At 60.2% G+C, this 22,793-nt stretch carries 21 protein-coding genes and 1 pseudogene; 2 read left to right on the top strand and 20 right to left on the bottom strand.

The window, feature by feature from the left end:
* Window positions 1–97: 97 nt before the first annotated feature.
* Both ACR2TX_RS18920 and ACR2TX_RS18915 read right to left on the bottom strand, forming a co-directional pair.
* A complete protein-coding gene (locus ACR2TX_RS18920; RefSeq protein WP_347258696.1) occupies window positions 98–1,321 on the bottom strand; it encodes a sialidase family protein in 1,224 nt (407 codons plus the stop codon).
* A gap of 794 nt (window positions 1,322–2,115) precedes the next feature.
* Window positions 2,116–2,460, bottom strand: coding sequence for a PepSY-associated TM helix domain-containing protein (locus ACR2TX_RS18915; protein WP_156881859.1), 345 nt, complete (start codon window positions 2,458–2,460; stop codon window positions 2,116–2,118).
* Between the two features lie 383 nt (window positions 2,461–2,843).
* On the opposite strand from ACR2TX_RS18915, the gene ACR2TX_RS18910 reads away from it, so the two are divergent.
* Window positions 2,844–3,197, top strand: a complete 354-nt coding sequence (locus tag ACR2TX_RS18910) for a hypothetical protein (protein ID WP_133716138.1) — start codon at window positions 2,844–2,846, stop codon at window positions 3,195–3,197.
* A gap of 334 nt (window positions 3,198–3,531) precedes the next feature.
* Here ACR2TX_RS18910 and ACR2TX_RS18905 read toward each other — a convergent pair whose 3' ends face one another.
* The 14 genes and pseudogenes from ACR2TX_RS18905 to ACR2TX_RS18840 all read right to left on the bottom strand — a co-directional run bounded on the left by ACR2TX_RS18905 (window position 3,532) and on the right by ACR2TX_RS18840 (window position 15,402).
* Entirely contained in the window at window positions 3,532–4,527 is a 996-nt protein-coding gene (locus tag ACR2TX_RS18905; RefSeq protein WP_156881858.1) for a TonB-dependent receptor domain-containing protein, read from the bottom strand.
* A gap of 99 nt (window positions 4,528–4,626) precedes the next feature.
* The gene (locus tag ACR2TX_RS18900) at window positions 4,627–6,366 is read right to left on the bottom strand and encodes a complex I subunit 5 family protein (protein WP_434130500.1); all 1,740 of its coding nucleotides are present in this window, start codon (window positions 6,364–6,366) and stop codon (window positions 4,627–4,629) included.
* Window positions 6,363–7,856 carry a complex I subunit 5 family protein gene (locus ACR2TX_RS18895; protein WP_434130499.1) on the bottom strand — a complete coding sequence of 498 codons (1,494 nt, stop codon included), beginning with the start codon at window positions 7,854–7,856 and terminating at the stop codon, window positions 6,363–6,365. Before ACR2TX_RS18895 ends, ACR2TX_RS18900 begins: the two co-directional genes overlap by 4 nt.
* A complete protein-coding gene (locus ACR2TX_RS18890; RefSeq protein ID WP_434130498.1) occupies window positions 7,853–9,349 on the bottom strand; it encodes a complex I subunit 5 family protein in 1,497 nt (498 codons plus the stop codon). Before ACR2TX_RS18890 ends, ACR2TX_RS18895 begins: the two co-directional genes overlap by 4 nt.
* Window positions 9,346–9,663 carry an NADH-quinone oxidoreductase subunit K gene (locus ACR2TX_RS18885; RefSeq protein ID WP_434130497.1) on the bottom strand — a complete coding sequence of 106 codons (318 nt, stop codon included), beginning with the start codon at window positions 9,661–9,663 and terminating at the stop codon, window positions 9,346–9,348. The genes ACR2TX_RS18890 and ACR2TX_RS18885 overlap by 4 nt, the downstream gene beginning before the upstream one ends.
* Window positions 9,660–10,397 (bottom strand): MnhB domain-containing protein, encoded by a 738-nt coding sequence (locus ACR2TX_RS18880; RefSeq protein WP_434130496.1) that lies wholly within the window; start codon window positions 10,395–10,397, stop codon window positions 9,660–9,662. Before ACR2TX_RS18880 ends, ACR2TX_RS18885 begins: the two co-directional genes overlap by 4 nt.
* Complete coding sequence (locus ACR2TX_RS18875) at window positions 10,394–10,666, bottom strand: Na(+)/H(+) antiporter subunit B (protein WP_086133911.1); 273 nt, start codon at window positions 10,664–10,666, stop codon at window positions 10,394–10,396. The genes ACR2TX_RS18880 and ACR2TX_RS18875 overlap by 4 nt, the downstream gene beginning before the upstream one ends.
* Window positions 10,666–10,989, bottom strand: coding sequence for a monovalent cation/H(+) antiporter subunit G (gene mnhG / locus ACR2TX_RS18870; protein WP_434130495.1), 324 nt, complete (start codon window positions 10,987–10,989; stop codon window positions 10,666–10,668). Before mnhG ends, ACR2TX_RS18875 begins: the two co-directional genes overlap by 1 nt.
* A complete protein-coding gene (locus ACR2TX_RS18865; protein ID WP_086133912.1) occupies window positions 10,986–11,261 on the bottom strand; it encodes a monovalent cation/H+ antiporter complex subunit F in 276 nt (91 codons plus the stop codon). Before ACR2TX_RS18865 ends, mnhG begins: the two co-directional genes overlap by 4 nt.
* The gene (locus ACR2TX_RS18860; RefSeq protein WP_434130494.1) at window positions 11,254–11,754 is read right to left on the bottom strand and encodes a Na+/H+ antiporter subunit E; all 501 of its coding nucleotides are present in this window, start codon (window positions 11,752–11,754) and stop codon (window positions 11,254–11,256) included. Before ACR2TX_RS18860 ends, ACR2TX_RS18865 begins: the two co-directional genes overlap by 8 nt.
* A 296-nt stretch (window positions 11,755–12,050) precedes the next feature.
* Window positions 12,051–13,364 carry an IS1380 family transposase gene (locus tag ACR2TX_RS18855; protein ID WP_133719256.1) on the bottom strand — a complete coding sequence of 438 codons (1,314 nt, stop codon included), beginning with the start codon at window positions 13,362–13,364 and terminating at the stop codon, window positions 12,051–12,053.
* A 586-nt stretch (window positions 13,365–13,950) separates the two neighbouring features.
* Window positions 13,951–14,172 (bottom strand): type II toxin-antitoxin system HicA family toxin, encoded by a 222-nt coding sequence (locus ACR2TX_RS18850; RefSeq protein ID WP_434130493.1) that lies wholly within the window; start codon window positions 14,170–14,172, stop codon window positions 13,951–13,953.
* Entirely contained in the window at window positions 14,165–14,371 is a 207-nt protein-coding gene (locus tag ACR2TX_RS18845; protein ID WP_434130492.1) for a type II toxin-antitoxin system HicB family antitoxin, read from the bottom strand. The genes ACR2TX_RS18850 and ACR2TX_RS18845 overlap by 8 nt, the downstream gene beginning before the upstream one ends.
* A 442-nt stretch (window positions 14,372–14,813) precedes the next feature.
* Window positions 14,814–15,402: pseudogene (locus tag ACR2TX_RS18840) on the bottom strand (REP-associated tyrosine transposase).
* 510 nt (window positions 15,403–15,912) lie between these two features.
* Here ACR2TX_RS18840 and ltrA point away from each other — a divergent pair.
* Complete coding sequence (ltrA, locus tag ACR2TX_RS18835; protein ID WP_434132516.1) at window positions 15,913–17,226, top strand: group II intron reverse transcriptase/maturase; 1,314 nt, start codon at window positions 15,913–15,915, stop codon at window positions 17,224–17,226.
* 541 nt (window positions 17,227–17,767) lie between these two features.
* On the opposite strand, the gene ACR2TX_RS18830 is transcribed toward ltrA, so the two are convergent.
* The 4 genes from ACR2TX_RS18830 to tssJ form a co-directional block, all read right to left on the bottom strand.
* On the bottom strand, window positions 17,768–18,244 hold the full coding sequence (locus ACR2TX_RS18830; RefSeq protein WP_156880911.1) for a GNAT family N-acetyltransferase: 477 nt from the start codon (window positions 18,242–18,244) through the stop codon (window positions 17,768–17,770).
* 240 nt (window positions 18,245–18,484) lie between these two features.
* A complete protein-coding gene (locus ACR2TX_RS18825) occupies window positions 18,485–20,821 on the bottom strand; it encodes a caspase family protein (protein WP_156880910.1) in 2,337 nt (778 codons plus the stop codon).
* A gap of 206 nt (window positions 20,822–21,027) precedes the next feature.
* Window positions 21,028–21,873, bottom strand: coding sequence for an alpha/beta hydrolase (locus ACR2TX_RS18820; protein WP_156880909.1), 846 nt, complete (start codon window positions 21,871–21,873; stop codon window positions 21,028–21,030).
* Window positions 21,854–22,354, bottom strand: a complete 501-nt coding sequence (gene tssJ, locus ACR2TX_RS18815; protein WP_077731003.1) for a type VI secretion system lipoprotein TssJ — start codon at window positions 22,352–22,354, stop codon at window positions 21,854–21,856. The genes ACR2TX_RS18820 and tssJ overlap by 20 nt, the downstream gene beginning before the upstream one ends.
* Between the last annotated feature and the right edge of the window lie 439 nt (window positions 22,355–22,793).

Raw genomic sequence — 22,793 nt, 5'->3', positions numbered from 1 at the left:
AAACCGCCACGAGGCCGGGGAGCCCGATGGCAGACCGGCCTCGATCCGTCCGGCCGCGTTCGCCGTCGAGACAAAACCGCTGCCGTTCATGGATTCGTTACTCCCCGAGATCTTCGGCATTCGCCGTCAGGGCGGCCACCGGTGTTCCGACGAGTCTCACCCGCTGCTGCGCCACATCGGTCCAGGCTACGTAAATCTCATCGCCCGCCTGCGCCAGGCTGATATGGCGGCTCGGCCAACGCGGGAATCCTCCGCGGTACAGGCTTGTACGACCCAACAGGGTGCCGTCTGGCCGCAGCCGGGCCATCCACAGTTCTTCGTCTGGACCCGCCCGTCCCCGCCAAGCCGCGATAGCCGAACCATCCTCCAACAGCAGCGTGTCGACGTAGCCGTTCGCATCGGCGCCAAGTTCGACGGGTTCGCCGAAATGCGCGCCCTGGTCGGCTGAAAACGCCGCTTTTACCCGCCCCACGCCGTCCGCTGCGGTGAACCAGGCGACCACCGTCCGTCCATCTTGCGAAGCCACGGCGGGGCCGTTGCTCGGACAACCCTCGATGGCCCACCGGTCGGCATGCACGATTCCATTCGAACGGATGCCGCCCGAGCTCCAGCGAATTAGGGCGATATCCCGGAGCTCGCCTGCGAGATGATCACGGTAAGTCGTCGATAGCGTGTTCCCATCGGTTACCGTCCGGGTCTCGCAACAGGAGCAGACGTCGGGATCGAGCGTCGTTTCGGCGCTCGCGCGTCCGTCAGCACCGATCAGCGTGGCCATAAGGCGATAACGATCCGGATGCCGCCGGTCGGTCCACACCAGCGCGAATCCACCATTTTCCAGGGGAGCGGCGGACATTTGGGCATCGTAGATGCGAGCGGCGGCGGGGTAGGGGCGTTGCGGTTTGCTCCACTGGCGCCCGCCGTCCTTGGATATCGAGACATGAATGTCGGCCGCGTAGCGATCCTTCGCCCGGTCCTGATAGGTCATCCATACCGCGGCCAATGCGCCACCCTTCAGTCCGACCACGAGCGGCGGCGCGGCGAACTTGTTGCGGCCCTCGACGACCGTATGCGGCGCGGCCCAGATTCCGCGCTCGCGAACGGCGAAACGGAAGCGACTCGACTGTTCGTCGCCTTCCACCCAGCTCAACAAAAGCCGCTCTCGGTCGAGTTGAGTCAGATGGTGTTGGCGGCTGCCCTGCGCCGCTGGAGTATCGATTTCGCGCACGAGCGTTTCCGACCCCATCGAGGGGGCTACGGCAAAAGAAGCCAGCCACAACACTCCCGCAAAAAAACGTGAAAAGAACGAATGCTTCGTTTTCATGGTGACTTCCTTGAGTCTTGCGCTAATTCGTCCGGCCATGGCTTACATGGCACACTCGGAACTTGGGCATGCTGCAACGGTTCGGCCGGAGTTGGAGGAGGTGGAATATCTTTTCGAAGCCATATCCTGCTCGATTCCACGTGTGGGGAATAAAGACAAGTCGCTGAAAACCGGACAAATCCACAGAGTGGTCGCGGCCAGCCTTTCCCCTGAGCACTCCCAAGCGCTCGGAAAGGCTGACCGCTAGTCGGCACAAAAATAGAAACAAACTTCGCGCCAGATATTATCTCATCGTTATTTCAATGGTTTAGGGAAGGGCTGGGTTTTAGAAGGGCGGGCCATTAATGCATTTGCCGCACTGCGCCGAGTGAAATGCCGCACGGTCCATGCGACAAAATGTCACCTTGAATCAATGGGTTAGGTTTAATAGGATAACCCCATCTCGTAGCAGCTATTGGTTCTCCTCCGAGGCCAACCGTACGAGTGCGTGAGATCTCCTCATTCGATCGGGATGCCGTTCAGTCGACATCCCGTTTTTTTTTGCATTACGCCCATGTCAATTCGCCCGGATCATAGCGGAGAAATGTCGGGTTCATGCCTCAGCACAACCCGCCTCGCCAAATTCGATTTCTCTCTATAAAGGTCGCGCTCAAGGCGTTTTCGCGATACGCCTTTCGCCCGACGCGCCGCAAGCGGGCTTCCGGAAACACGGACTCAGCCGCGCTGACGGCGGACGCAATCGGAATCGGCGTCGCTCCGGGCGTTATTTTCGAAGTCAGGCCGTGCGGGTCGGCCTAGCCATCCAGTTCGACCGGGGAGAACAGATTGGCCATCGGGCGGACGTAATCGAAAAACACCAGATAGACGCCGCTGAACGCCACGACCGCGAGTACCGGAGCGCTGTAGATGCCGAAAACCTTGTGCGGGTCGAATATGAGGCGCTCCCGGCTCGCGCGGCGCTTGACGGTCAAGGCCCGGACGAGCTGATTCCGGCTCGGCCACCAGAGGTAGATTCCGGTCAAGACCGAGACCAGCAGCGCGACCCCACCGGTGGTGCGGGAACTCGTGCCAGGGGATCGATGTGCGATCTCTTCGCTCGGATGGTCTGCCGGGTCAAAAGCTTCATCTAGACCCCCCAATGTTATTGTTTATCCTCGTGGAGGTAGACGGACCGCGCGCAAAAAGCCGCCAAGCGGGTTGAGATCTTTTAACGAGCGGCATGTGCTCCGTCGAGTTTTTTCCGTCAAACGCCACAGACGACTTAGGCTTTTGCCGCTCCGACCTAGAAGGGAAGGCCATTCACGGTGCCGCGATTGCCGATATGCCGCATCCTTCCTTAAGTTCCGTTCACTCGAAATATGGCCGCGCAGCAAGCGTTGCGTGACCTTGCCCTCTGTTTCGTAATCTGGTTGAGGCAAAGTGGATGTTTGTAGGTCAAGTTGGCTCGATTCTTTCTTTGTTAAGTCCGCACGTTTCCTTTGAGACGTTTTCCATTCATTCCACTTCCAAGGAGGATTTCGATATGTTGATGGGTGCGCTTGCCGTTTTTACTTTAGTTGCCGCTATGGGCTTGATGATGATCCGGGACGCCTGGCGCGGCCAATCCGTGGGGCCGGCTTACTCGCTGGTTCATGCCGCCGCCGCGCTGCTGGGCTCCGGTTTGGTGATCGCTGTCGCGCTGGATGGCGACCAGCGGGTTTATGCCAATATCGGCATGGCCGTAGTCATCATTCTTTTGGGAGCTGCGATGGGATTCGCCGCCAAAAGAGGGAGATCGGCGCCTAGAATCGTGCTGATGGCCCATGCAGCCCTGGCGGTTGCTTGTTATGGGCTGTTGGGTTTTTTCGCTCTGAATCCGGACGCGACGTTGATGTAGTTGTTTCTCGAACTGCGCCGAGGTCTATATATCTTCGTATCCTCTGATTTTGAGAGCAAAACCCTGACCCCCGCCCACTGGAAAGTGTTGCAAAGGTCCAATTTATAGGCTGGGCTGAGGAACGAAACCCAGCATTTTCGCGGATTGCTGGGATTTCTTCGTCATCCCGGCCTATTTTTGCTTTTGCGACACCCGGTGGGAAAGGGGACTTATGCTCGGTGATTCCTGAATGGTCAATACTGGAATAAGCATTAGCGTTTTCGCCAATGGGTTCCCAAGCGGGGAGCTCGGGAACCCCCAAGTTCAGGCGGGTAGGGATACGATTCAGACGTTCTCAAAAGCGGATCGTCACGCCGCCGATCACCGTTCGGCTCGGGCCCGGGCGCAAACCGTTCGAGTAGTCTGAGACATACAGCTTGTCCGTCAGGTTGCGACCTTGAACCCAGAGCGTTACCGGAGTGTTCGGGATGGCATAGGTCGCGCGCGCCGAAAGGAGGGTGCGGCTGGGGACGGCGCCCACGACGATGGGCTCGCGGAGGTCGATCACATCGCCCGCCTCCGGAGGGGCGCCGTCTTCATCCGTCAGGATGGGATCGCGGGTGTTGGCCGGGTCGGTGAAGAAGCTGTCCATATGGGTCAGGGTCGCGCTGATCTGCCAGCCGCTCGTGTGTTCCAGGCCCAAGGTCAAACTGCCCGTGTGCAGCGGAACCTCGGGCACTTGATTACCCTTGCTGACGCCCTCGGTGAATCTCGCGTCCGTATAGTTGTAGGCCAGCATGCCAAAGAAATTATAGGGCGACTGGGTGTAAGCGGCCGAGTCGACCCGCACCGCGACATCGACGCCGACGGCCTCGGAATCTTCCGCATTGATGAATATGTCCCGCCCGGTGTTCGGATCGATGAAGGGGAGTTGCACGAGCGTGTTGTTCAAAACGTTGTAGAAGCCCGCCAGTTCGAAATTGATGCCCTTCACGAAGCTGGAGCGCAACCCGACCTGCGAGTTGATGCCGGTTTCGGGAACCAGCGGGAAGTCGCTGCCGCGAGCCGGCGCGGGCGTACAGCCCCGCTGCACGCTGGCAAAGAGCTGTGTGTCCGTGAAGCCGCTGTAAAGAAAGCTGATGCCCGGCAGCAGAATCGATGTGTTGTCTTCCTCTTTCGGCTCGGGGCCATCCTCTGCGTCGAAAACGCGCGTCTTGTTTTGGGTGTAGTGCTCCATGCGGAGGCCCGGAGTTATCGTCCAGTCGCCGAAGCGCATGGCGTCCTGCAAATACGCGGAGTAAGCCGAGGCCTGATAGCGTTCGTCGCGGGTCAATGTGCCGCGATCATCCACGTCGAGTACCTCGCCGACTTCACCTTCCGTGCGCCGATCCTGGTAGGCCGTTCGCCCTGAGCTTGTCGAAGGGTTTCTTGAACCTACTGGGATAGGCTCTTATTCACGCCCGAAGTTCTTCGGGAGCAATGCCAAGGCAAAAAGCACGATGAGCAAGAGAAACAGGATTCCGGCGATGGCCATGCTTTCAAGCCACGCTTGGCCGTATGCCAGGCCCTGGGCCAGCCGTGCGCCTAAGGTTTTCCATGGCGGGCGAGCCGGTTTCCGGACCGCCTTATTCCATAAACTTTTCATACCCGTCCAGGCACTCAGCGCCAGCCGTTCCGCCGGTACGAGCAAATCGCCCGCTGGTATCGGCGGGGCGGACCGGGCGAACCGGCGGCCGAACAGATAAGCCAGCAAGATACCGCCGCCCACCGGCCATAATTCGCTCCAGAGAATCCCGGGTTCCAGCGCATGCTCGAAAAAGGCCCGCGCCGCGTCGGCGAACATGATCCAGGTGAGTGCAAATACGCCAAGCAGCGCCAGCCCCCAGGTAAGACCCAATCCCCGGCTCCCGCTGCCGTGGCTTTCCGTCAGCGCCTCGTGTCGGACCAGGTAGAGGAAGCGTACGAGCAGCAGCGTGGTGCCCACCGCCGCGAAAGACAATGTCCAGGCCAGCCAGTCCTGCGATGGTTCGGGCACCGAGCCTATGGCTCTCTTGAGCGACTCTTTGGCGAGCGCACCGCTGGTAAAGGGAGCTCCCGCCAGCGCCAGCGCGGGCAGCAGCAGCCCGGCCGTGATCCAGCGAAGTTTCCGCTCGTCGCGAGCGGTTTCCCGCGCGACTCCGACGCCGAGGAACAAGGCTCCCTTGGCCAGAGCATGATGGACCGCATAGACCGTAACCGCCGCCAGACACGACGGCCAGCCCGCCGGTGCCGCCAAGCCCAATCCGACCGGCACGGTGATGAGCCCCATTTGGCTGATGCTGGAATAGGCCAGCACGGTTTTGGAGTCCTTTTGGACCAATCCCACCCCAGCACCGTAGAACGCCGCGGCGAGCCCTGCGGCCGTCAGTCCATAGCCCCAATCGGGAAGGGCCGCCTGCCCCAGCGGCAGAAAGCGCAGCCAGCCCAAGAGACCGGCCTTGATGATGACTCCGCTCAGCACCGCGCTGGCGGGAGTGGGGGCGACCGGATGCGCCAAAGGTAGCCAGACATGAAGCACCAGGACACCAACCTTGATCCCGAATCCGCCGAGGAACAACGCCACGATCAGATTTCGCTGCGGCGATACGGCGACCGCCTTCGGAATCTGGTCGAGAAACAGACTTTCCGCCGCGCTCGCGCTCAGCAAAAAAGCGACGAGCAGCATGGCCTCCCCAAGGATGGCCAGGATCAGATAGATGCGCCCCGCTCGGTGCGGCTCTTCACCGCCCTCATGCACGATCAAGCCATAGGCGGAAAAAGTCATCAGAGAAAAGAATAAATAAAAACTCGCCACGTCCTGGGCCAAAATGACTCCCAGATTTCCTGTCATGGTGCTCAGAAAGAACCCGCCGAAGCGGCGGCGCTTCGAATCGGAGGCCAGATAAACCTGAGCGTAAAGGCCGGCAATCAGCCAGAGCAGAGCGGTGAAGATCAGAAACATCCGACCGGTGGCATCCAGTCCCAAACGCGTGCCTAGCAATAACCAGGAAAGATCGATGCGGAAATCCGGCGCGGCGGCCAGAACCAGGCCCGGCAATGCGGCCCAGGGCGCGATAGGCCATATCGGGGAACGCCTTGAGGCCATGAATAGCGCGATCGCCAGAAGGGAAGGAGCGAGCAGCGCGGCGGCGACCAGCCAACCGGGACTCACGAAACGTACTCCCGGGCCGTGACCAACTTGGCCCAACCCAGCGGGCTGAACCACGAGCCCGCGAACAGTCCGGCGGCAAGGGAGAGAAGAGCGGTGATCAATGTGGGCACCAGCAGCGTCGGACGGGTTTCGAGCTGATCGCGTTCGCGTTTCGGCCATTCTCCGCTCGCGGGCAGAAACCAGATGCGACGTAGGACCGGCAGGAAATAAGCGGCGTTGAGCACGGTGCTGACGGCAAGCACAGCGAGCGCCCAGTAGTCCTTCGCGGCTATCGCCCCCAAGCCCAGATACCATTTGGTGACGAAGCCGGCGACCGGCGGGACGCCGATCATGCCCAAGGCCGCCACGGTAAACGCAACCATGGACCAGGGCATGCGCCGGCCGACGCCGTTCATTTCGCTGATCTTGTGAATGCCCAGGGTTTCGGCCAGATCGCCTGCGCAGAAGAACAGAGTGATCTTCATCAGTCCCTGGTGTACCAGGTGCACGACGCCGCCGATGGTCGCCAGCGGACCGAGAATGCCGATTCCCAGTACGATGTACGACACCTGACCGACGGTGGAATAGGCCAGCCGCCGCTTGAGGTCGTCCTGAGTCAACGCCCGCACCGAGCCATACACGATGGTGATGCCCGCGACCCATGACAAGGGATCCAGCACGCCCAGGCGAGCGGCGAACTCCACCCCGTACACGTCGTAGGCGATGCGCACGATGCCGAAGGCCCCGGCCTTGACCACCGCCACTGCATGCAACAAGGCGCTTACCGGGGCGGGCGCCACCATGGCGACCGGCAGCCAGCCGTGGAGCGGCACCAGCGCAGTCTTGACCCCGAGCCCCGCGACCAGAATCGCGAAGATCGCGAGCAGGTCAGGGTAATCAACCACCGAAACCCCCGCCAGCACACCGCGCTCGGTGAACTCGACAGACCCTACCACCTCGTACAGCCAGACGACGCCCACCAGCAGCAGTGCGCCGCCGGTCATCGTGTATTGCAAATAGACCTTCCCGGCGCGCAACGCGTCCGCTGTACCGCGGTGCACCACCAAGGGATAAGTGGACAACGTCAGCAGCTCGTAAAAAATGATGAAGGTTATGAGATCGCCGGCCAGTGCGATGCCCATGGTGGAGGTCACGCACAGGCTGAAAAAACCGAAAAACCGGCTGCGATGGGGCGATCCTTCCAGATAGCCGATCGCGTAGATCGTAGTGAGCAGCCATAGGACCGAGGAAAGCCCCACGAACAGCATGCCCATCGCGTCGGCGCGCAATACGAAATCTTGATCCGGCAGCAGAGGCAACCGGGTTTCGTAACGATGTCTCTGGAACACGCCCCATACCATGATGCCCACCAGCACGAGCTTGGCTACCGCGCCGATCAGATTGAGCCAGGAGCGGGTGCGATGCTGTTCCTCGCCGACGAAGAAAATGAGCAGGCCGGTTATGAGCGAACTCAATACCACCAGGAGGGGCAACCAATCGTCGAAAGTCATGGGGCCACCGTCGACGGTGCGGAGGCTTCGAGCAGAAGGGGCGTGCCCGTCTGCAAGAGGCGAAGCGGATAAGCCGCCGCCAGCCCCAGGGCCAGGGCGATGCCGGCCAAAGACAGCGCGGCTAAGGGCATGACCAAGGGCACCGGATGGAACGCAGCGTACTCCCTTGGTGGCAGAAAACAGCGGCGCAGCACTCGAAAGATATAGGCGGCGGACGCGAGCCCGCCCAAGACCAGAACGGCGGCCCACCACCATTGCCCGGACGACAGCGCGGCATTGAGCAGAAGCCACTTGGCGATGAATCCTCCGCTCGGCGGCAGACCCATGAGGCTGACACCAGCCATGGCGAAGGCGAACAGGCTGATCGGCAGGTGCCGGCCGACGCCCTCCAGCCGATCGATCCGGTCTTCGTCGGTCACTTTCAGCATGGCGCCGGCCGCCAAGAACACGGCGGCCTTGGCCACGGCATGGGACACGGCCAGGTACACGCCGCCGCTCAAGGCAGTCAGCGCGCCGGCGGGAGACGCCGCGGCCAGGGGAAAGGTCAGAAACAGATAGCCGATCTGAGTCACGGTCGACCAGGCGATCAGCATTTTCAGCTTTTCCTGGTGAAACGCGAGCCAAGCCCCGGCAAACACGGCTATGGCGCCCAGAGAGCCGATTCCTTGTGTAAAGACTTCGGTCAGCGCGGACGGAAAGACCTCGAACCAAAGGCGCAGCAGCATGTAAAAAGAAGCCTTGATGACCAGTCCCGACAGCAGAGCGCTGACCGGAGCCAAAGCACTCCCGTGCGCAGGCGGCAACCAGAAATGGAGTGGAAAAAGGGCAGTCTTCAGCATCAGTCCCACGGTAATCAGGCTCGCCGCCAATGTGTTTGCGGGTTCCGGGCGGAACAATCCCGCCATCCGCTCCAGTGACAAGGTGCCGTAGGCGCCGTACAGCAGGGCTACGCCCATGAGATACGCCAGAGAGCCCGCCAGCGCCGCGAGAAGATAGCGGAGTCCGGCAGCGAGCGAGTCTCGGTCGCCCGCGAGCACGACCAGACCGACGGCGCTTAGACTCAACAGTTCGAGGGTTACGTACAAATTGAAGAGATCAGCCGAGAGAAAAACGGCGTTGAGCGCCCCCCACAAAAGCCACCAAAGCGGCCAGAACCGGATGCCGCGGTTTTCGTCGCCGGCAAAATAACCCAGAGCATAGAGGCTGATGAAACTTCCTACGGTCGCCGTCATGCCCAACATCGCGAGGCTCAGCCCGTCTGCTCGAAGATCGATCCCGAGAGGTGCTCCCCAGCCTCCGATCGGATAGTGCTGGAGGCCCGCATTTTCGAATTCGAGAATGAGCCGTATCAGCGAGAACCAAATGCCGGTCATCGTTGCCGCCAGCAGGCTTCTGTGGCCGCGCGGTCCGAACAGGAAGGAAAGAGCTCCGGCCATCAGAGGAAGCAAAATCAGCAAGGGTATCCATGGCGCGGCGAACGAGATGCCGCTCATGGCTCGGGCCGAGGATCGTTCGGCAGGCGAGTTTCTCCGGTCAAGTCGTAAAGACGCCGGACCAGCGCCAGCCCGAAAGCGGTAGCGCTGACCGCGACGATGATTCCGGTGAGCACCAGGGCTTCCGAAACCCGGTCCGGCGGCGTTCCGGCGGCTCGCTGCGGCAGCCCCACGAGGACCAGGAATACGCCGCTGCCCATGATGTTGAATGCGATCAGTCTCCGTACCAGATGAGCATGGACGATGAAGCCGTAAAAGCCGAGGGCGAACAGAACCACGCCGGCCATGGCATAGATCAGCCCGCCGCCGATCATGACTGTCCCGCTCTTTCGCCCTCCGCCGAGTGCGCAGGTCGGGACGGTGACATGCATCGAATGCGGGGAGGTGCCGCGCCGATGAAAGCGGTTGCGAGAATCGCCGCGATCGACACGGTCAGCGCCGATTCCACCACCAGGATAGCCGTTGCCGCTTCCGCCGTTCGGTATTCCAGCAGCCTCGAACCCTCGAACAGCGGCAGAGCGGCAACCGCAAGAAATACCCCGAGGCCCACAACGAGGCTTACACGCAACCATGCATTCGGCGACTCGAAGCTTGGAATCGTGCCGGTCAGGCGCAGCAGAACGCCGCCCCCCGCGAGCACAGCCCCCGCTTGGAATGCTCCACCCGGCCGGTGCGCGCCCGCCCATAACAGATATCCCGCAGCGAGAACGATGAGCGGAACTATCAAGCGATTCAGAGCCGCGAGCACGGGGCTCGAATCGGGCGCGGCGTCGGGTATGGTGGCGGGGCCGGGAGGCCGGAATGCCAGGATTCCCAGCACGGCCAACAATAGCACGACAATCTCCAGAAGAGTGTCGTAGCCGCGATAATTCAGCAGCACGGCCGTTACCGGGTGTCGGACGCCGCTTTCCTCCAGATGCGCTTCGACGAGTTCCGCCAAGCCGAAGTCCGGGCGGGAAAGCGCGACTATCGCGGCGCTAAGGCCGATGCCCAAGATCCAAGCGAGCGCGGCGGCGATCTGTCGGATCGGTCCGTACACCGCGCTCATGATGGGTTCCTTCCCGCACGCCGGCGTCCGCGTTTACCGGTGATGTGCGCCACGGCGTCGAGCATCAGGGCTCCGGTTAGCCCGGTGCCGATGGCGGTTTCGGCCAGGGCGATGTCCGCAGCGTGCAGCCTTACCCAGGCCAGCGTCATCAGAAGGCCGAAGGCGATGAACAGCACCACCGCATTGAACAAATCGGGGGTTGCCACGGTCCGCCAGGCAATCCAAATCAGGATTGCAGCCAACGAAAAATCCAGTATTTCGCCGAGCATCACTGTGGTTCCTGCCAAGTGGAAACTCTGGCCCGGTGTTCGGACCGCAGGGTATGGCGGGCGAGCAGATGGCAGGCCGTGGCGCTGGCCGGCAGCGCGAGCAGCCAGATCAGCAAGAGTTTCAGTATCACCGCCCAGGATTCGGTCTGCAGCATCAGACCGAAAATGACCAGGCCTAACCCTAAATTATCGGCTTTGGTGAGGGCATGAATTCGGGTGTACGTATCGGGAAAGCGCAATAGACCGACGGTTCCGGCAAAAAAGAATGAAACGCCAAGAAACAGCGAGAAGGCAGAAAGCCATTGAAGCGCAATATCGTTCATGACTCGTCATCCCCGTCGCTGCGATCGGAAAACCGCCTTACGAACGCCACTGTCGCAAGCACCGCGAGCAGCACGAAAGTCAAGGCGACATCGCGGAGCGCCGGCAAGTTTTGCGCCTCCGCCAACAACAGCAAGACCGCTACGCCGGTCGTGCCGAACAACTGTGCCGCCAGCATGCGATCGGCCGAGGTAGGACCGCGCACGATCCGGAGCAATCCGGCGGCGATGTTGAGGAGCAGAAAGAAAGCGAGCGCCAGGTTCAGTTCAGGCATAGGGCGTATCCCCGGCTTGATTCAAGGAGAGGCCGAACAGAGCCGCAACCCGTTCTTCCACCGTTCGCAGGGATTCGAGAATGGGCAGCCCCTTGTCTAGGACATGAACCTGCAGCCGCTGCTCGTCCAGTTCGGCGACCAGGGTGCCCGGCAGCAAATTGACGGTGTTGATGAGAAGTACGCAGGCCGCCTCGTCTGTCAGCCGCAGGGAAAAATCCACGAATGCCGGCGCCAGAGGCATTTTCGGATGCAAGGCGCGCCGCGCGACATCGATGCCGCCGAGCAGCGAGTGCCAGAGAAAGAAACCGAGAAAACGGGGCAGACCGTACAGGGGCCTGTATCCGGACGGATTGATGAGGAAGCTTGAAACAAGCGCGATGAGAATGACCGGCACGCCGAAGGCCCAGGCCGACGACCCCTCCGTCAAGGCCCACCAGCATAACGCCAGGAACAGAATGCGCTTAAGTCCTGATTTGACGAAAAAATCGAACATGACCTCGACTTTCCATGTCAACCGTGGCCCCATCATATCAGATCGTCCGGAGCGCTCCATCCTCTTTTGAGAACATGCAGAAGCCCACCTATGGGGCTCGCGTAGGGTGCATTACGCTGAGGCTAGCCTGAATATTTCATCAGGACCTCAGTGAAGGTAGGAGGCCGGTCGCGTTCTGGGTTCGGGACCAGAAAAAGGCGTGTTGAGTGCTCGTTTGGGGTGAAAGTCTGAATTTCAGGCAAACGTCCCCCTTACCCCCAGAGAATCAACGTGCCGGGGAACCCACTCGGCCCGGCTCAGCCGGGGGCAAAGCGCTCGGCGATGTGCCAGAACAGCGCCTGCCAGGGGTAAGCATTCGGCAACAGGAAGCGAATGCGACGGGTATTTCGAAGGATCACGCCACCGATTTTGAGGAGCTTGCCCCTGAGAGTGGAACACTGCGCCCGAGCGAGTTCGGTACCGGCGAGGCCGAGGCGACGAAGGGCTTCCAACAAGAGGTAGCCGAGCGAGGCGAGCAGCAGCCGGAATTGGTTGGCCCACCAGACGTGACAACTGGTGCGGTCCGCGAACAAGCCGAGTTGCTGTTCCTTGATCCGGTTTTCCATGTCGCCCCGCGCACAATAGACGTCTTCGTACAGCGCTTGGGAGTCGCCCGCCAGGTTGGTGACCAGGAACCTTGGATTTTCGCCTTGGGGTCCATGCTCGGCTTTGAGGATCACCTGGCGGGGGTGTTTCCAGGTGCCGGCGGTATAGGCAAACTCACCGAAGACCCGCTGTTTTTCCGAGGTGGCGGCAAATTGGGTTTGCGCTGCCTGGCGCCAAGGCGCCGCAAGCTTCAAAAGGCGGTTGTTCTTGGCCAGGCCCACGAGATAACCGACGCCGTGGCGTTCGCACCAGGCCAGAATCCGCCGTCGGCAGAAGCCCGAATCGGCCCGGAAGATGATTTTCACCTCGGGCCAGACGGCACGCAGCCGTTGCACCAGAGCTTTCAGGATCGCCCCGGCGTGCTTGGCCGCGTCGATCTTCGAGGGCCTGAGATAGCTGACCAACAACTGATCGCCGCAAAAGACGTAAAGCGGCAGGAAGCAATAGTGGTCATAGTAGCCATGGAAGAACCGGCCTTCCTGATGCCCATGGACCGGATCATCGGTCGCGTCGAAATCCAGGATGAGCTGATCCGGCGGCGTCGGAAATGAAGCGATGAACTGCTCGACAAACACCTCATGGATCGCCAGGGCCGCCGCCCGATCCATCCGGTTTTCCAAGCGGCACAAGGTGGGGCTGGAGGCACCGGGCGACAGCCGTTCACAGGCCGTCTGCAACGCCAGGTCATGGCGCCAGGTGTCGTGATCGTTGAGGTCTTCATAGCCTTGGCACAGGCCATAAACCCGCTGTCGCAGCAGGTGGAGCACGGCGTGGGCACACCGGCTGGGATCACGCGGGTCCTTCAAGCGTTGGGCCACGCTGTCCAGCAAACCCAGCTTGCGATCGACCTGCCGCAACAGCAGCACTCCGGCATCGCTGGTCACAGCGCCCCCGTCGAAGGCCACATCGATGCGGCGGCGTGCCACGGGCGCAAACAGCTCGATTTGTCCGGTACAATGTGTCACGGCGGAATCTCCTCACAAATTCGATGTCAGCAGTTGAATTTTAAGGGCTTTTCGATTCCGCCACCCCTCCTTTCATGAAATATCCAGGCTAGAGCATTTTCATACCTACTGTACGGGCACTCGCGAGTAGGTCGGGAATCCATTCCAATCGCAAACGGCGTCTTCGGGAAGGGCGTGGCCGGCGCTCCCGGCCAGGCCGTTTGCGATTGGAGCGCCGAAGCCGCCCTTCCCGACGACACTTCCCGCCGAGCGTCTTCGTCGGAAGGGTCGCGACTAAAGCGACCGTTTGCGATTGGCAAAGGATTGCCGACCTACGAAAGCTTGAGTCGATCCACCCGAGCCGAAGGCGCCAACGACTCCAGCAGGCCTGTTTTGCCGTACGAGCGAGATGAAAACGCTCTAATACGCCGAAAGGGATGTCCCCATGCGGCGAAATGCGCGAGTACGCTATTCCGCCTTATGCAGGCTGATGTTCGGGAATAGCAAGCAGCAATTCCGACGCGCCAAACTGCTGAGCAAGAACATCTTAAAACGGTTTAACTTGTGAGGATGGAACAGCGTCGACCGCAATGCTTCTTGAGAAATGTCAGGCACGTAACGCAGTAATGAACTCATCGGGTGATACGCCGGCTTGTTTGAGAATGCCAGTCGATGTGCCCGCCTTCAGCTCCCGATGGTTTGGTACAACACACCCGGATGATCCACGGCGAAGAACAACGTGACTGCCACGCTGCCGTACAACGATAAACCCAAGCCATTCCAATGCCCGTATTGCCTCTGCGCCCGAGACAACGGGCAATTTAGGCATGTTCGGCTACGTGAAAAGTTGTCAGTAGTGGACGCCCCGTGATGGACAACGGGAATTCTTCGAGGTAAAGCTCGGTCGCCTCACGTAAATTAGCCAAGGCTTCCTCGACAGTCTCGCCTTGCGTAGTTGTCCCTGTTTCAGGATTGAAGGCGACATAGCCACCTTCGGGTGCCGGAGTTAAGACAGCGGAAAGTTCCATGATGATTCCTTCTCTTAAAAGGTGAGGTAAATTTTATAACCGCTCGACGATTTGCTTAACGTGCGGAGGAAAGCGCGCACTGTTTTTCGGAGATAGATCGATTCTATTCTTATGCCACTAACCCAATGTGTATTCATTGAATCTTTGCGCTCTTCTCAAGATTGCGATACGCGCACAGTTCATAGGATGCGCTGAGGCACGACAAATCGGCAGGGCGAGGCGCAACGCGGCGAGCGGGCAGGCCAGGGGACGGGCTGCCCGGGACTCGCGAGCGAAGCGGGACAGCGTAGCGTGGCGAGGACGATTTACTCGTCTCATCCCTGAAACTCGCCCTTCGGGCCGTGCTTCGCACGTTCCAATTCGCTCCGAGCGAATTGGTGCACGACAAAGCCACCCGCAGGGTGCCGAACGGGGAAGTCCGGCATGAACCGCATCTTTCGAGTCATTCACCTGCATCAAGTTCGAATTCCCCTGAATGCCCCCAGGTGGCTGGATAAAAACCTCGTTCCACGAGGTGATGAAAACTCGAATGCGGGGAATCGGTAATCCGCTTTGCCCAGCCATGTTTGACGGGGTTCCAGTGGATGTAATCCATGTGCCCGTTAAAGTCACCTGATCGGTGATCAAATGCGCCCAAAACCGGCGTTGCCATAAACCGCGTTCCCGCCGTTTGCCACGACTTTCCGACACGCGCTCGCTTTTCTCGACGGCACGGAAAAAATGCCCTTTGAGCAAATTCCAGCGAGTCGAAAAATCACCGTCTTCCGGAGGCAATGTCCAGATGCAATGGAGATGATCCGGCATGACGACCGCACGGCATTGACCTGGAAAGGCCTTCGTTCTTTGACATAACGAAATGCGGCTCGAAGGAGATCGATCTTTTCAACCAACAAGTGGTTGTTGCGACGCTCCGCAAGATTGACCGTGAAGAACCATGTTGCGCCGGGAATATAACGTTCCGCATAACCGGCTGGCAATGAAGCGCAGCGAAATTGCCAGTCCGCGTTGATGCGTTTGTGTACGCCCGACATGGGCATGAACTGATGGGGTGAGAGTCCCCTGTAGGAGTACCTGTAATGCCCATTCTTTGGGCCAATGTAACTACTAGCCGACGGCAAGGGCAACTCCGCGAGGAGTGGTCTGAAGGAAGCCCGAGCGCAAAGGTGCGAGCCGACGAACAGAAACCGCATAGAAGGCTCAGTCTCCGGGTGAGTCAGCACATGATGACGAAACCCGCCGGGTACGGGAGATAGGGTAAATGCGGCGGTTGTGCGCTGAAAGCTCATGTTCTTATTCGGGGAGATCTGTCCGGCGAGCGGCTGGGATAGGTTATGGGAGTCGGACTGAGGTCCAGGGCGAAAGCCTTGGAATAGCCACCGGACCCTACGACCTGTCTTTGGCAGCGCGTTTTGCGGCAACGCAGGGTGTGACCGGGCAGAAGTCAGCAGAGGCCATACTAGCCGCATCGGCCTGGAAGACCGGACGGTGAAGGGCCGAACACAAGAAGACAAGGAGGAGCCGTGAGCGACTCGGTATCGACGATGAACCCGACCGGGGGAGCCGATGTCCGGCGTGGCGTCACGCAGCCAGCCTTGCACGACGATCTGATGGAGCGGGTGTTGGACCGTGCGAACCTGCGACGGGCCTGGAAGCGGGTGAAGGCCAATCGGGGTGCGCCCGGCATGGACGGGATGCGCATCGAGGACTTCGCCGAGTTTGCGCGCTCGCATTGGGCCGAGATTCGCCAGCAACTGGCCGATGGCAGTTATCAACCCCAAGCGGTACGACGGGTGTCGATCCCGAAGCCGGGAGGGGGCGAACGACTGCTGGGTATCCCGACCGTCATGGACCGGGTGATCCAGCAGGCCATCGCGCAAGTATTGACGCCGATCTTCGACCCCGGCTTTTCGGAGTCGAGTTTTGGTTTCCGACCGGGACGCTCCGCCCATGGAGCGTTGAGGCAGGTACAAGGTCATCTTCAGGCCGGCTACCGCATCGCCTGTGACCTGGACTTGGCGAAATTTTTCGACAACGTCCGGCACGATGTCTTGATGGCTCGTGTGGCCCGCAAGGTTGGCGACAAGCGGCTGTTGGCGCTGGTTGGCCGGTATTTGCGGGCGGGTGTTCTGGTCGGCGAGTCCATCCAGGTAACGGCGTTGGGGACGCCGCAAGGCGGACCGCTGTCGCCGTTGCTCGCCAACATCCTGTTGGATGACTTGGACAAGGAACTGGAAGGGCGTGGCCACCGGTTCGTCCGCTATGCGGACGACCTGCTGATCTTGGTCAAAAGTCAGCGGGCCGGCGAGCGGGTGAAGGATAGCGTCACGCGCTTCCTGACCGGCACGCTCAAACTGGTGGTCAACGAGCAGAAGAGCCGGGTGGTCAAAACCGACCAGGCCAAGTTTCTCGGATTCAATTTCCGGGGAACCAAGCTGCGTTGGGGCGACCGGGCATTCGAGGACTTCAAACACAACATCCGGACACTGACCGGGCGTAGCTGGGGTGTCTCGATGGCTCACCGGTTTTACAAGCTCGCCCAGTATATCCGCGGTTGGATGGGCTACTTCGGCATTTCGGACTACTACCGCCCGATCCCCGAACTCGACCACTGGCTTCGACGCCGGGTACGCATGTGCTACTGGAAACAGTGGCGCTACGTGCGTACCAAGGTCAAGAACCTGTTGGGTTTGGGGACGAGCAAGCGCCAGGCAATCCTGACGGCGATCAGCAGCAAGAGCTACTGGCATCTGTCGCGGACGCTGGCGACGCAGACCGGGATGACCAACCAATGGCTGAAGACCCAGGGGCTGATCACTATCCGTGATCTTTGGATGAAGGCCCATGGCTACACCTGACATCGTCGTGTGCTCCCTTTTCGTGAACCGCCCGGTGCGGACCCGCATGCCGTGGTGGTGTGGGGACTGGGGGTTAGAAACCCCTGGTTACCCGATTAGGTTGCCTCTCGCCCAGACTCAACACGGTGGATCGGAGGTGTACTGATTGTGACCTCACGGTCCCTGAAGTCCGCCGGCACGTCAACTGGCCCCCATGTATGGCACTCTAGAGCAAGCTTTCCGTTTCCGAGAAACACTACGAACCCTGCTTGGACATTTCCCGCCTTTCCAACAACAGCAGGCTGGGACAAGGTGCATGGTTTTTCAGGCAGGGACGGGTGGCTAACGGTAAGAAAGTAGCCACAGCCCGTGTACTCGTAGTTGTCCGCATGCGTGGCATCACAGAGCGCCTGCATCTGCTTATCAGACAGGACTCCCGCCGACATGAGACGAATGGCTTCGAGCTCGAATTTACGAAATGCTGCCATTGGCAACCTAACGTTCGCCTTGAGGCGCCGAGGGAAGCGCGCAGCGCTTTCCGAGGTCGCTCTCGAAGGCGGTGTTAGGCCAGTTCGCGATACATGTCGACCTTTGTGACTTGCTTCCCATTCAGCCCCTCGAAGCCTTCAGCCGGTGACTCATCGACTACAGAGAAACCGAGCTGAACGAATATCTCTGGATTGCCAGTTTCCTTGATCGTGCTCAAAGTAACCTTCTGCTTTCTGCCACGGATGGCGATGTCCTCGACCGCACGAATGAGCTGCCGTGCAATCCCACGCTTCCGCTGTTGGGGATGAACTGCAAGGCCCCGGATATACAGCGATTCAGACCGCACACAGTACTCAACGACGCCGACGATGGTCTCGCCCTCGACTGCCACAAGCGAGAGCGGACTGTCCTCGTTATCTGGGGTCGGTGATGTTGCCGCACTGCGCGCACGCCGATAGACGCTCCGGAGGTCAGCCGTGGCGAGGGCGACGATGTCAGCGACACTGCCATTGTCAGTCGCCAATTTCTCTCGTATGTACACCATATTCATGATGGGCCTAACTTAAATTCGACCTCAAAACTAAAATCGAATCCGGAATTCGCCCATATGCAACGTCTTTGTTTATGTCAACTTTGACGTCTAAAACAACGGCGCTAGCCTTGATCACGTGCCCTGTGCACTGGTTGCCGGCATTCCAATCGCAAACGGTCGTCCTGGGAGCGCCAGGACGACCCTTCATTGCCGACATGGCGATGTAGCTAGGCATTATCGGCTGAAAGCGTCTCTCCATCACGCATTATCCGGCACGAAAAAGAACGGGCTGCCTTCGTGGCCGGCGTGCTGGAGCGGGGCGTACTGGGGCATTTGCTCGAAACCGGCTTTGGAGGCCGAGGCTTTGACTTGGCCGGCCACGGCTCGGAAGACGTCGTAGTCTTCCAGGATTCCCTTGTTGCCGCGCAATACGTCGAGGAAGGCGTTGGCGAATACCGAATGGCCGCCGCCGCCCAGGTCGAGCACGGGTTTTACGCCGCCGGAGGTCAGTACCGTCCGCGCCTTGCGGGTGGCCATGATCTTCAGCCACTTGGCGCGCTTGCTTTCGTCCATGGCGTCCGGGAGTTTGGCGATGGCCGAACCGGTCATGGCGCCGGAATAGCAGGAGTCGGCGACGACCAATACGTGGCGGGCGGGCATGATGCTGAGGAATTCGGTGATGCTTTGGCTGGAAATCCAGTTGGCCGGATTGCCGACTTCGGCGTCGGTGGGCAGCCAGTAGGCGAGGTTCGTGTTGGGGTCGATTTCGCCGTGTCCCGCGTAGTAGATCAACAGGTTGTCTTCCGATGTCAGCTTTTTGTGGATTTCGTTCAGCGCCGTCATGATTTGATGACGGTTGGCGTTGAGGAGGAGCTTGGTGTTGAAGCCGTAGCGTTCGCGCAGGATGACGTCCAGGCTCTTCGCGTCGTTGGCCGGCGTTTGCAGGGCAGGGTAGGCGCTGTAGCTGTTGTTGCCGATGATGAGCGCGTAGAACTTGCCGAAATGGATATCGGTCGGCCGCCCCGCGCGTTTGCTTTCAACCGGCGCCGTGGCCGTCGTCTCCGAATGCTGCGCGGATTGCCCGATGAGGGTGACGTCCAGGCTCGTGACCTTGTTTTTCTTGTCGGTCGCGGTGATCTTAACCGAGCCCGTGGATTCGTCGGGATTGATCGGGTACCGGAAGATACCGGAGGTATCGGGTGTCAGAGGCTTGTCGTTGACGATCAATGAAAGCAGTTCCGCCGAAGACTCGATTTTCCCGACGATCTCCCTGGCTTCCGGCCCGACCTGGATCACCCGCGCGCCGCGGGTCATGGTGACGGGCGGGTCGATAATCTCCACCTGCGGGCCCGCCTGGGCGAGCATTTCCGGAGCGGGCTGTTCCTGAACCTTGAATGCCAGTTGTTCGACCTTTTCCTTGAGTAGGGCGATCTCTCTGGCCTGGTTCTGAAGTTCGGATTTGCGGCGGTCGATCTGCGCACGCGAGACGTCCCCGTTCGGCTTGTCCTTCTGAGTCAGCCATGCGGTCAGTTCGGACGACCTCTTTTGATAGTCCTCCATTTTTGCTTGGAGCGCGGTTTCGGCTTCGTCCAGTTGTTTGCGCGCGGAATTGACGGTTTGGCCGTTCGTTCCGGTTCCTGCCGGGGAACCGGCCTTCGCCGGGGCCGTTTGGGTCCGGACCGCCGCCAGTTCCTGCTTGAGCTTTTGGCGCTCCCGGCCGAATGCGGCCGTCATCTGACTGACTTTGGCTTGCTGCGTTTTGAGCAGGGCGGTTTTCTGCCGGAGTTCTTCCTCGAGTTCGCGAATCTTCGGATCGTCGCCGGTCGATGAGGCCGCCTTTTGCTTCGCGAGCTTCTCCCGAAGGTTGTCGATCTCATCCTGCGATTTGCGCAGTGCGTCTTGCTGTTCCTGTAGCTGCTGCCGGGTCGCGTTGAGTTCGCCGCGGAGTTCCGCGGCTTCAAGACGGCTGCGCTCGGCGGCCTGGCGCAGGGTTTCGATTTCCTGCCGTTGTGCATCGGACGCCGCGACCGCCGGCGTGAAATTCAAATCGCTGCCTTCGAGGCCGGATGCTTTTTGATACCAGCGGCTCGCGGCAGAACTGTCTTTCGAGACGCCCAAGCCTTTTTCGTAGAGATGTCCGAGGTTGATCTGCGCCTGGGCATTGCCTTTTTCGGCCGCCTTCCGATACCACTCGGCCGCTTTCCGATAGTCGGGCTCCTGCCCGAGGCCTTTTTCGTAGATCTGCCCGACGTAGAGCTGGGCCGTGGCGTCGCCTTCCTGGGCCTTGGGTAGCCAGACCTTCAGGGCGGATGAATAATTCGCGCGGTCGTAAGCGACATATTCGCCCCCGCGCACTTCGCAGTCGGCGGCCGTGGTTCGTATCGGACGGCGGGCGCTGAGATAGGTCATTTGCGACCCGAGTTTTCGCACTTGGCCGGGAAGGAGGCAGTCGACCACGAACAGTTTGTCCGCATCCTCGATATAACCTTCGACGGCGCGCGCCGCTTCCTCCTGACTGACCGGCTGAGAGGCGCAGCTGATCAGAAGGGTGGTGGATAAGGCAAGGGCTAAGGATGTCTTACGCAGCGGCTTCATGGTTGCAGTTTCTCCGGAGATCGGGGCGGGATGGCTTAGAGCGTTTTCCATCCCGGTGTACGGATTCGTGCAAGGAGGGGAGAACGTAGGTCGGCAATCCCTTGCCGACAAAGCCCTTCGCCGAGCCGATACGTCGGCAAGGGATTGCCGACCTACATATCCGAATCCCTTACACCGATTCGGAAAACGCTCTAAAAATGTAGCATTCATTGTGCATGGGCGCTTGCGGAGTTTGATCCGAGATCGGCCGTCTTTTGCAGAATGCCTTTCCAGACTTCTTGCCAGCAACAGTGGTGATCGAAGTTGGGAAGCACGAAAACCTGGGCCCGGGGGCGCCGTTTGGCGATCGGTTCGAAGACGGAGGGCGGGACGACTCGGTCGGTCTCGCCGAGATAATGGTATTCGATGACGCCCTTAGCCTTGATTTCGGCCGGGTTCAGCGAGCCTGCAAGAGGGCTGTATCCGTGATGGGCGGTCCAGGACTCGATGTCGAGATTTCCGGCCAAGGTCACGACGGCGGAGGTTTCCGGGAAACGCGGTGCCAGCAGAACGGCCAGCGCGCCGCCGCCGCTGTGTCCGAACAGAACCAGCCGCTCGAAGCGGTTTTTCGAAAGGAAGCTCCGCAAGGCGTGCGCCAGGCTGTCGACCACCTCGGGGCCGTACCTTCTATGCGTCCACAGCGCCGGCGAACAGCCGAGATCGGCCGAATGCCCGTAATAACAAGGACGCCCGAGATAAAGAGCCGGGCCTTCGTCCAAGGCCATCAGCCTCAACATGACCGGATCGCGGGGAGTAGGGTCGTCCGAGATCGTCCGGCGCGATAGCCAGGGCGTTCCGTCGCCTTCGAGATAGACATGCAAGCTGTTTCCGGCGTCTTTCGCACCAGGCTTGAAAAATGCCGCGAGCCGGAAGCCGTTTCCCTCCAGACCGAGTGGCCGGTATCCGAAGCGCGCCGCCGCGTCTTCGATCCGCTGAGTGGGCGATGCGCAGCCGGCAATTAGCAGGACCGAAAACAACGCGGCGGCGACGAACCTATTTGGCGGGCGCTTCATCGGTCGGTTCGGGAGATCCCAAGTCGAGCCGGTCGCTGGTTACGCGCAGTTTGATGATGCTTGTGGTATTCGGAGGGATCGCAGCGGAGGCTCGCCATTGGGCCGAATCGAGATCGCGGTAAGCCGCGAACACCCCGACGGCCTTTGCGTCGGGTTTTGCTTCGAAAGAAAGCTCGCGCTTCTCTCCGGGACGCAGAATGAATTCCTCCTTGCCCGCGATATCTGCGCCGAGGACGCTTTTTTCATTCTGATAAAGCTGGAAGAAGTCGGCGCCGTTGAAGGCGGCCAGCTCCTTAAGCTGATACACGCGAAGCAACAAAGGCGACGGACGGCCCTCGCCGTCGAGATTGATATCGGGCAGCGCCTCGATCCTCAACTGTACGACGGTGGGCGGTGGTGGAGTCGGTTTGGGCTCATCCGCCGCACATCCCGCGAGGAGAAGAAAGGTTACAAGGATCGGGAGAACTGTGGTTACACGCATTGGGAAGACTCTGGCTGACTCTATAAACGAAGGAAATTCTGGCGTTACACCCTAAATCAGAAGCGTTGTAGGATGGGCACAAATCTGCCGGGAGCAAATTTGAACAGGCGAAGCCTAGCCGAAGGGCGAGCCCCACGGACGGGCGAGTAAAGCATAGCGTGCCCATGGAAGTTGGTGAGCGGTGGGCGCGGCCCAAGGGCCTTTGCCCGTGCAGCGCGGTCTTCTTCCCTCTTTAAGTTGATACACCGGCTTTGAGCTTAGCTCTCGATGCCGTGGTCGGCAAGCGGCTGGTATCGTATCCGAACCGCGTTTTGCCTGTCCGGCGTTCGCGTGTAAGCTATCGGCGACTCGATGGAACGAATACAAACGGTTCAGGGAAGGCAGGATGGGCTGAGACCCTGGATCGCTTCGGACATGGCCGGTTTTTCCGGGGGCCTCA

This window comes from Methylocaldum sp. GT1BB (assembly GCF_051027545.1).
In the GTDB taxonomy this organism is placed as follows: Bacteria; Pseudomonadota; Gammaproteobacteria; order Methylococcales; family Methylococcaceae; genus Methylocaldum.
This window is presented reverse-complemented; position numbering and strand designations above follow the sequence as displayed.

Bases quoted from the DNA above. Each gene is read 5' to 3' on its own strand.
- ACR2TX_RS18910 (WP_133716138.1), top strand. From the start codon at position 2,844: ATGTTGATGGGTGCGCTTGCCGTTTTTACTTTAGTTGCCGCTATGGGC.
- tssJ (WP_077731003.1), bottom strand. From the start codon at position 22,354: ATGCGTGTAACCACAGTTCTCCCGATCCTTGTAACCTTTCTTCTCCTC.
- ACR2TX_RS18865 (WP_086133912.1), bottom strand. From the start codon at position 11,261: ATGCCTGAACTGAACCTGGCGCTCGCTTTCTTTCTGCTCCTCAACATC.
- ACR2TX_RS18920 (WP_347258696.1), bottom strand. From the start codon at position 1,321: ATGAAAACGAAGCATTCGTTCTTTTCACGTTTTTTTGCGGGAGTGTTG.
- ACR2TX_RS18885 (WP_434130497.1), bottom strand. From the start codon at position 9,663: ATGATCGGCGGCGGGCTGATCTATGCCATGGCCGGCGTGGTTCTGTTC.
- ACR2TX_RS18830 (WP_156880911.1), bottom strand. From the start codon at position 18,244: ATGAATATGGTGTACATACGAGAGAAATTGGCGACTGACAATGGCAGT.
- ACR2TX_RS18875 (WP_086133911.1), bottom strand. From the start codon at position 10,666: ATGCTCGGCGAAATACTGGATTTTTCGTTGGCTGCAATCCTGATTTGG.
- ACR2TX_RS18820 (WP_156880909.1), bottom strand. From the start codon at position 21,873: ATGAAGCGCCCGCCAAATAGGTTCGTCGCCGCCGCGTTGTTTTCGGTC.
- ACR2TX_RS18850 (WP_434130493.1), bottom strand. From the start codon at position 14,172: ATGCCTAAATTGCCCGTTGTCTCGGGCGCAGAGGCAATACGGGCATTG.
- ltrA (WP_434132516.1), top strand. From the start codon at position 15,913: ATGAACCCGACCGGGGGAGCCGATGTCCGGCGTGGCGTCACGCAGCCA.
- ACR2TX_RS18895 (WP_434130499.1), bottom strand. From the start codon at position 7,856: ATGACTTTCGACGATTGGTTGCCCCTCCTGGTGGTATTGAGTTCGCTC.
- ACR2TX_RS18845 (WP_434130492.1), bottom strand. From the start codon at position 14,371: ATGGAACTTTCCGCTGTCTTAACTCCGGCACCCGAAGGTGGCTATGTC.
- mnhG (WP_434130495.1), bottom strand. From the start codon at position 10,989: ATGAACGATATTGCGCTTCAATGGCTTTCTGCCTTCTCGCTGTTTCTT.
- ACR2TX_RS18890 (WP_434130498.1), bottom strand. From the start codon at position 9,349: ATGAGCGGCATCTCGTTCGCCGCGCCATGGATACCCTTGCTGATTTTG.
- ACR2TX_RS18860 (WP_434130494.1), bottom strand. From the start codon at position 11,754: ATGTTCGATTTTTTCGTCAAATCAGGACTTAAGCGCATTCTGTTCCTG.
- ACR2TX_RS18825 (WP_156880910.1), bottom strand. From the start codon at position 20,821: ATGAAGCCGCTGCGTAAGACATCCTTAGCCCTTGCCTTATCCACCACC.
- ACR2TX_RS18880 (WP_434130496.1), bottom strand. From the start codon at position 10,397: ATGAGCGCGGTGTACGGACCGATCCGACAGATCGCCGCCGCGCTCGCT.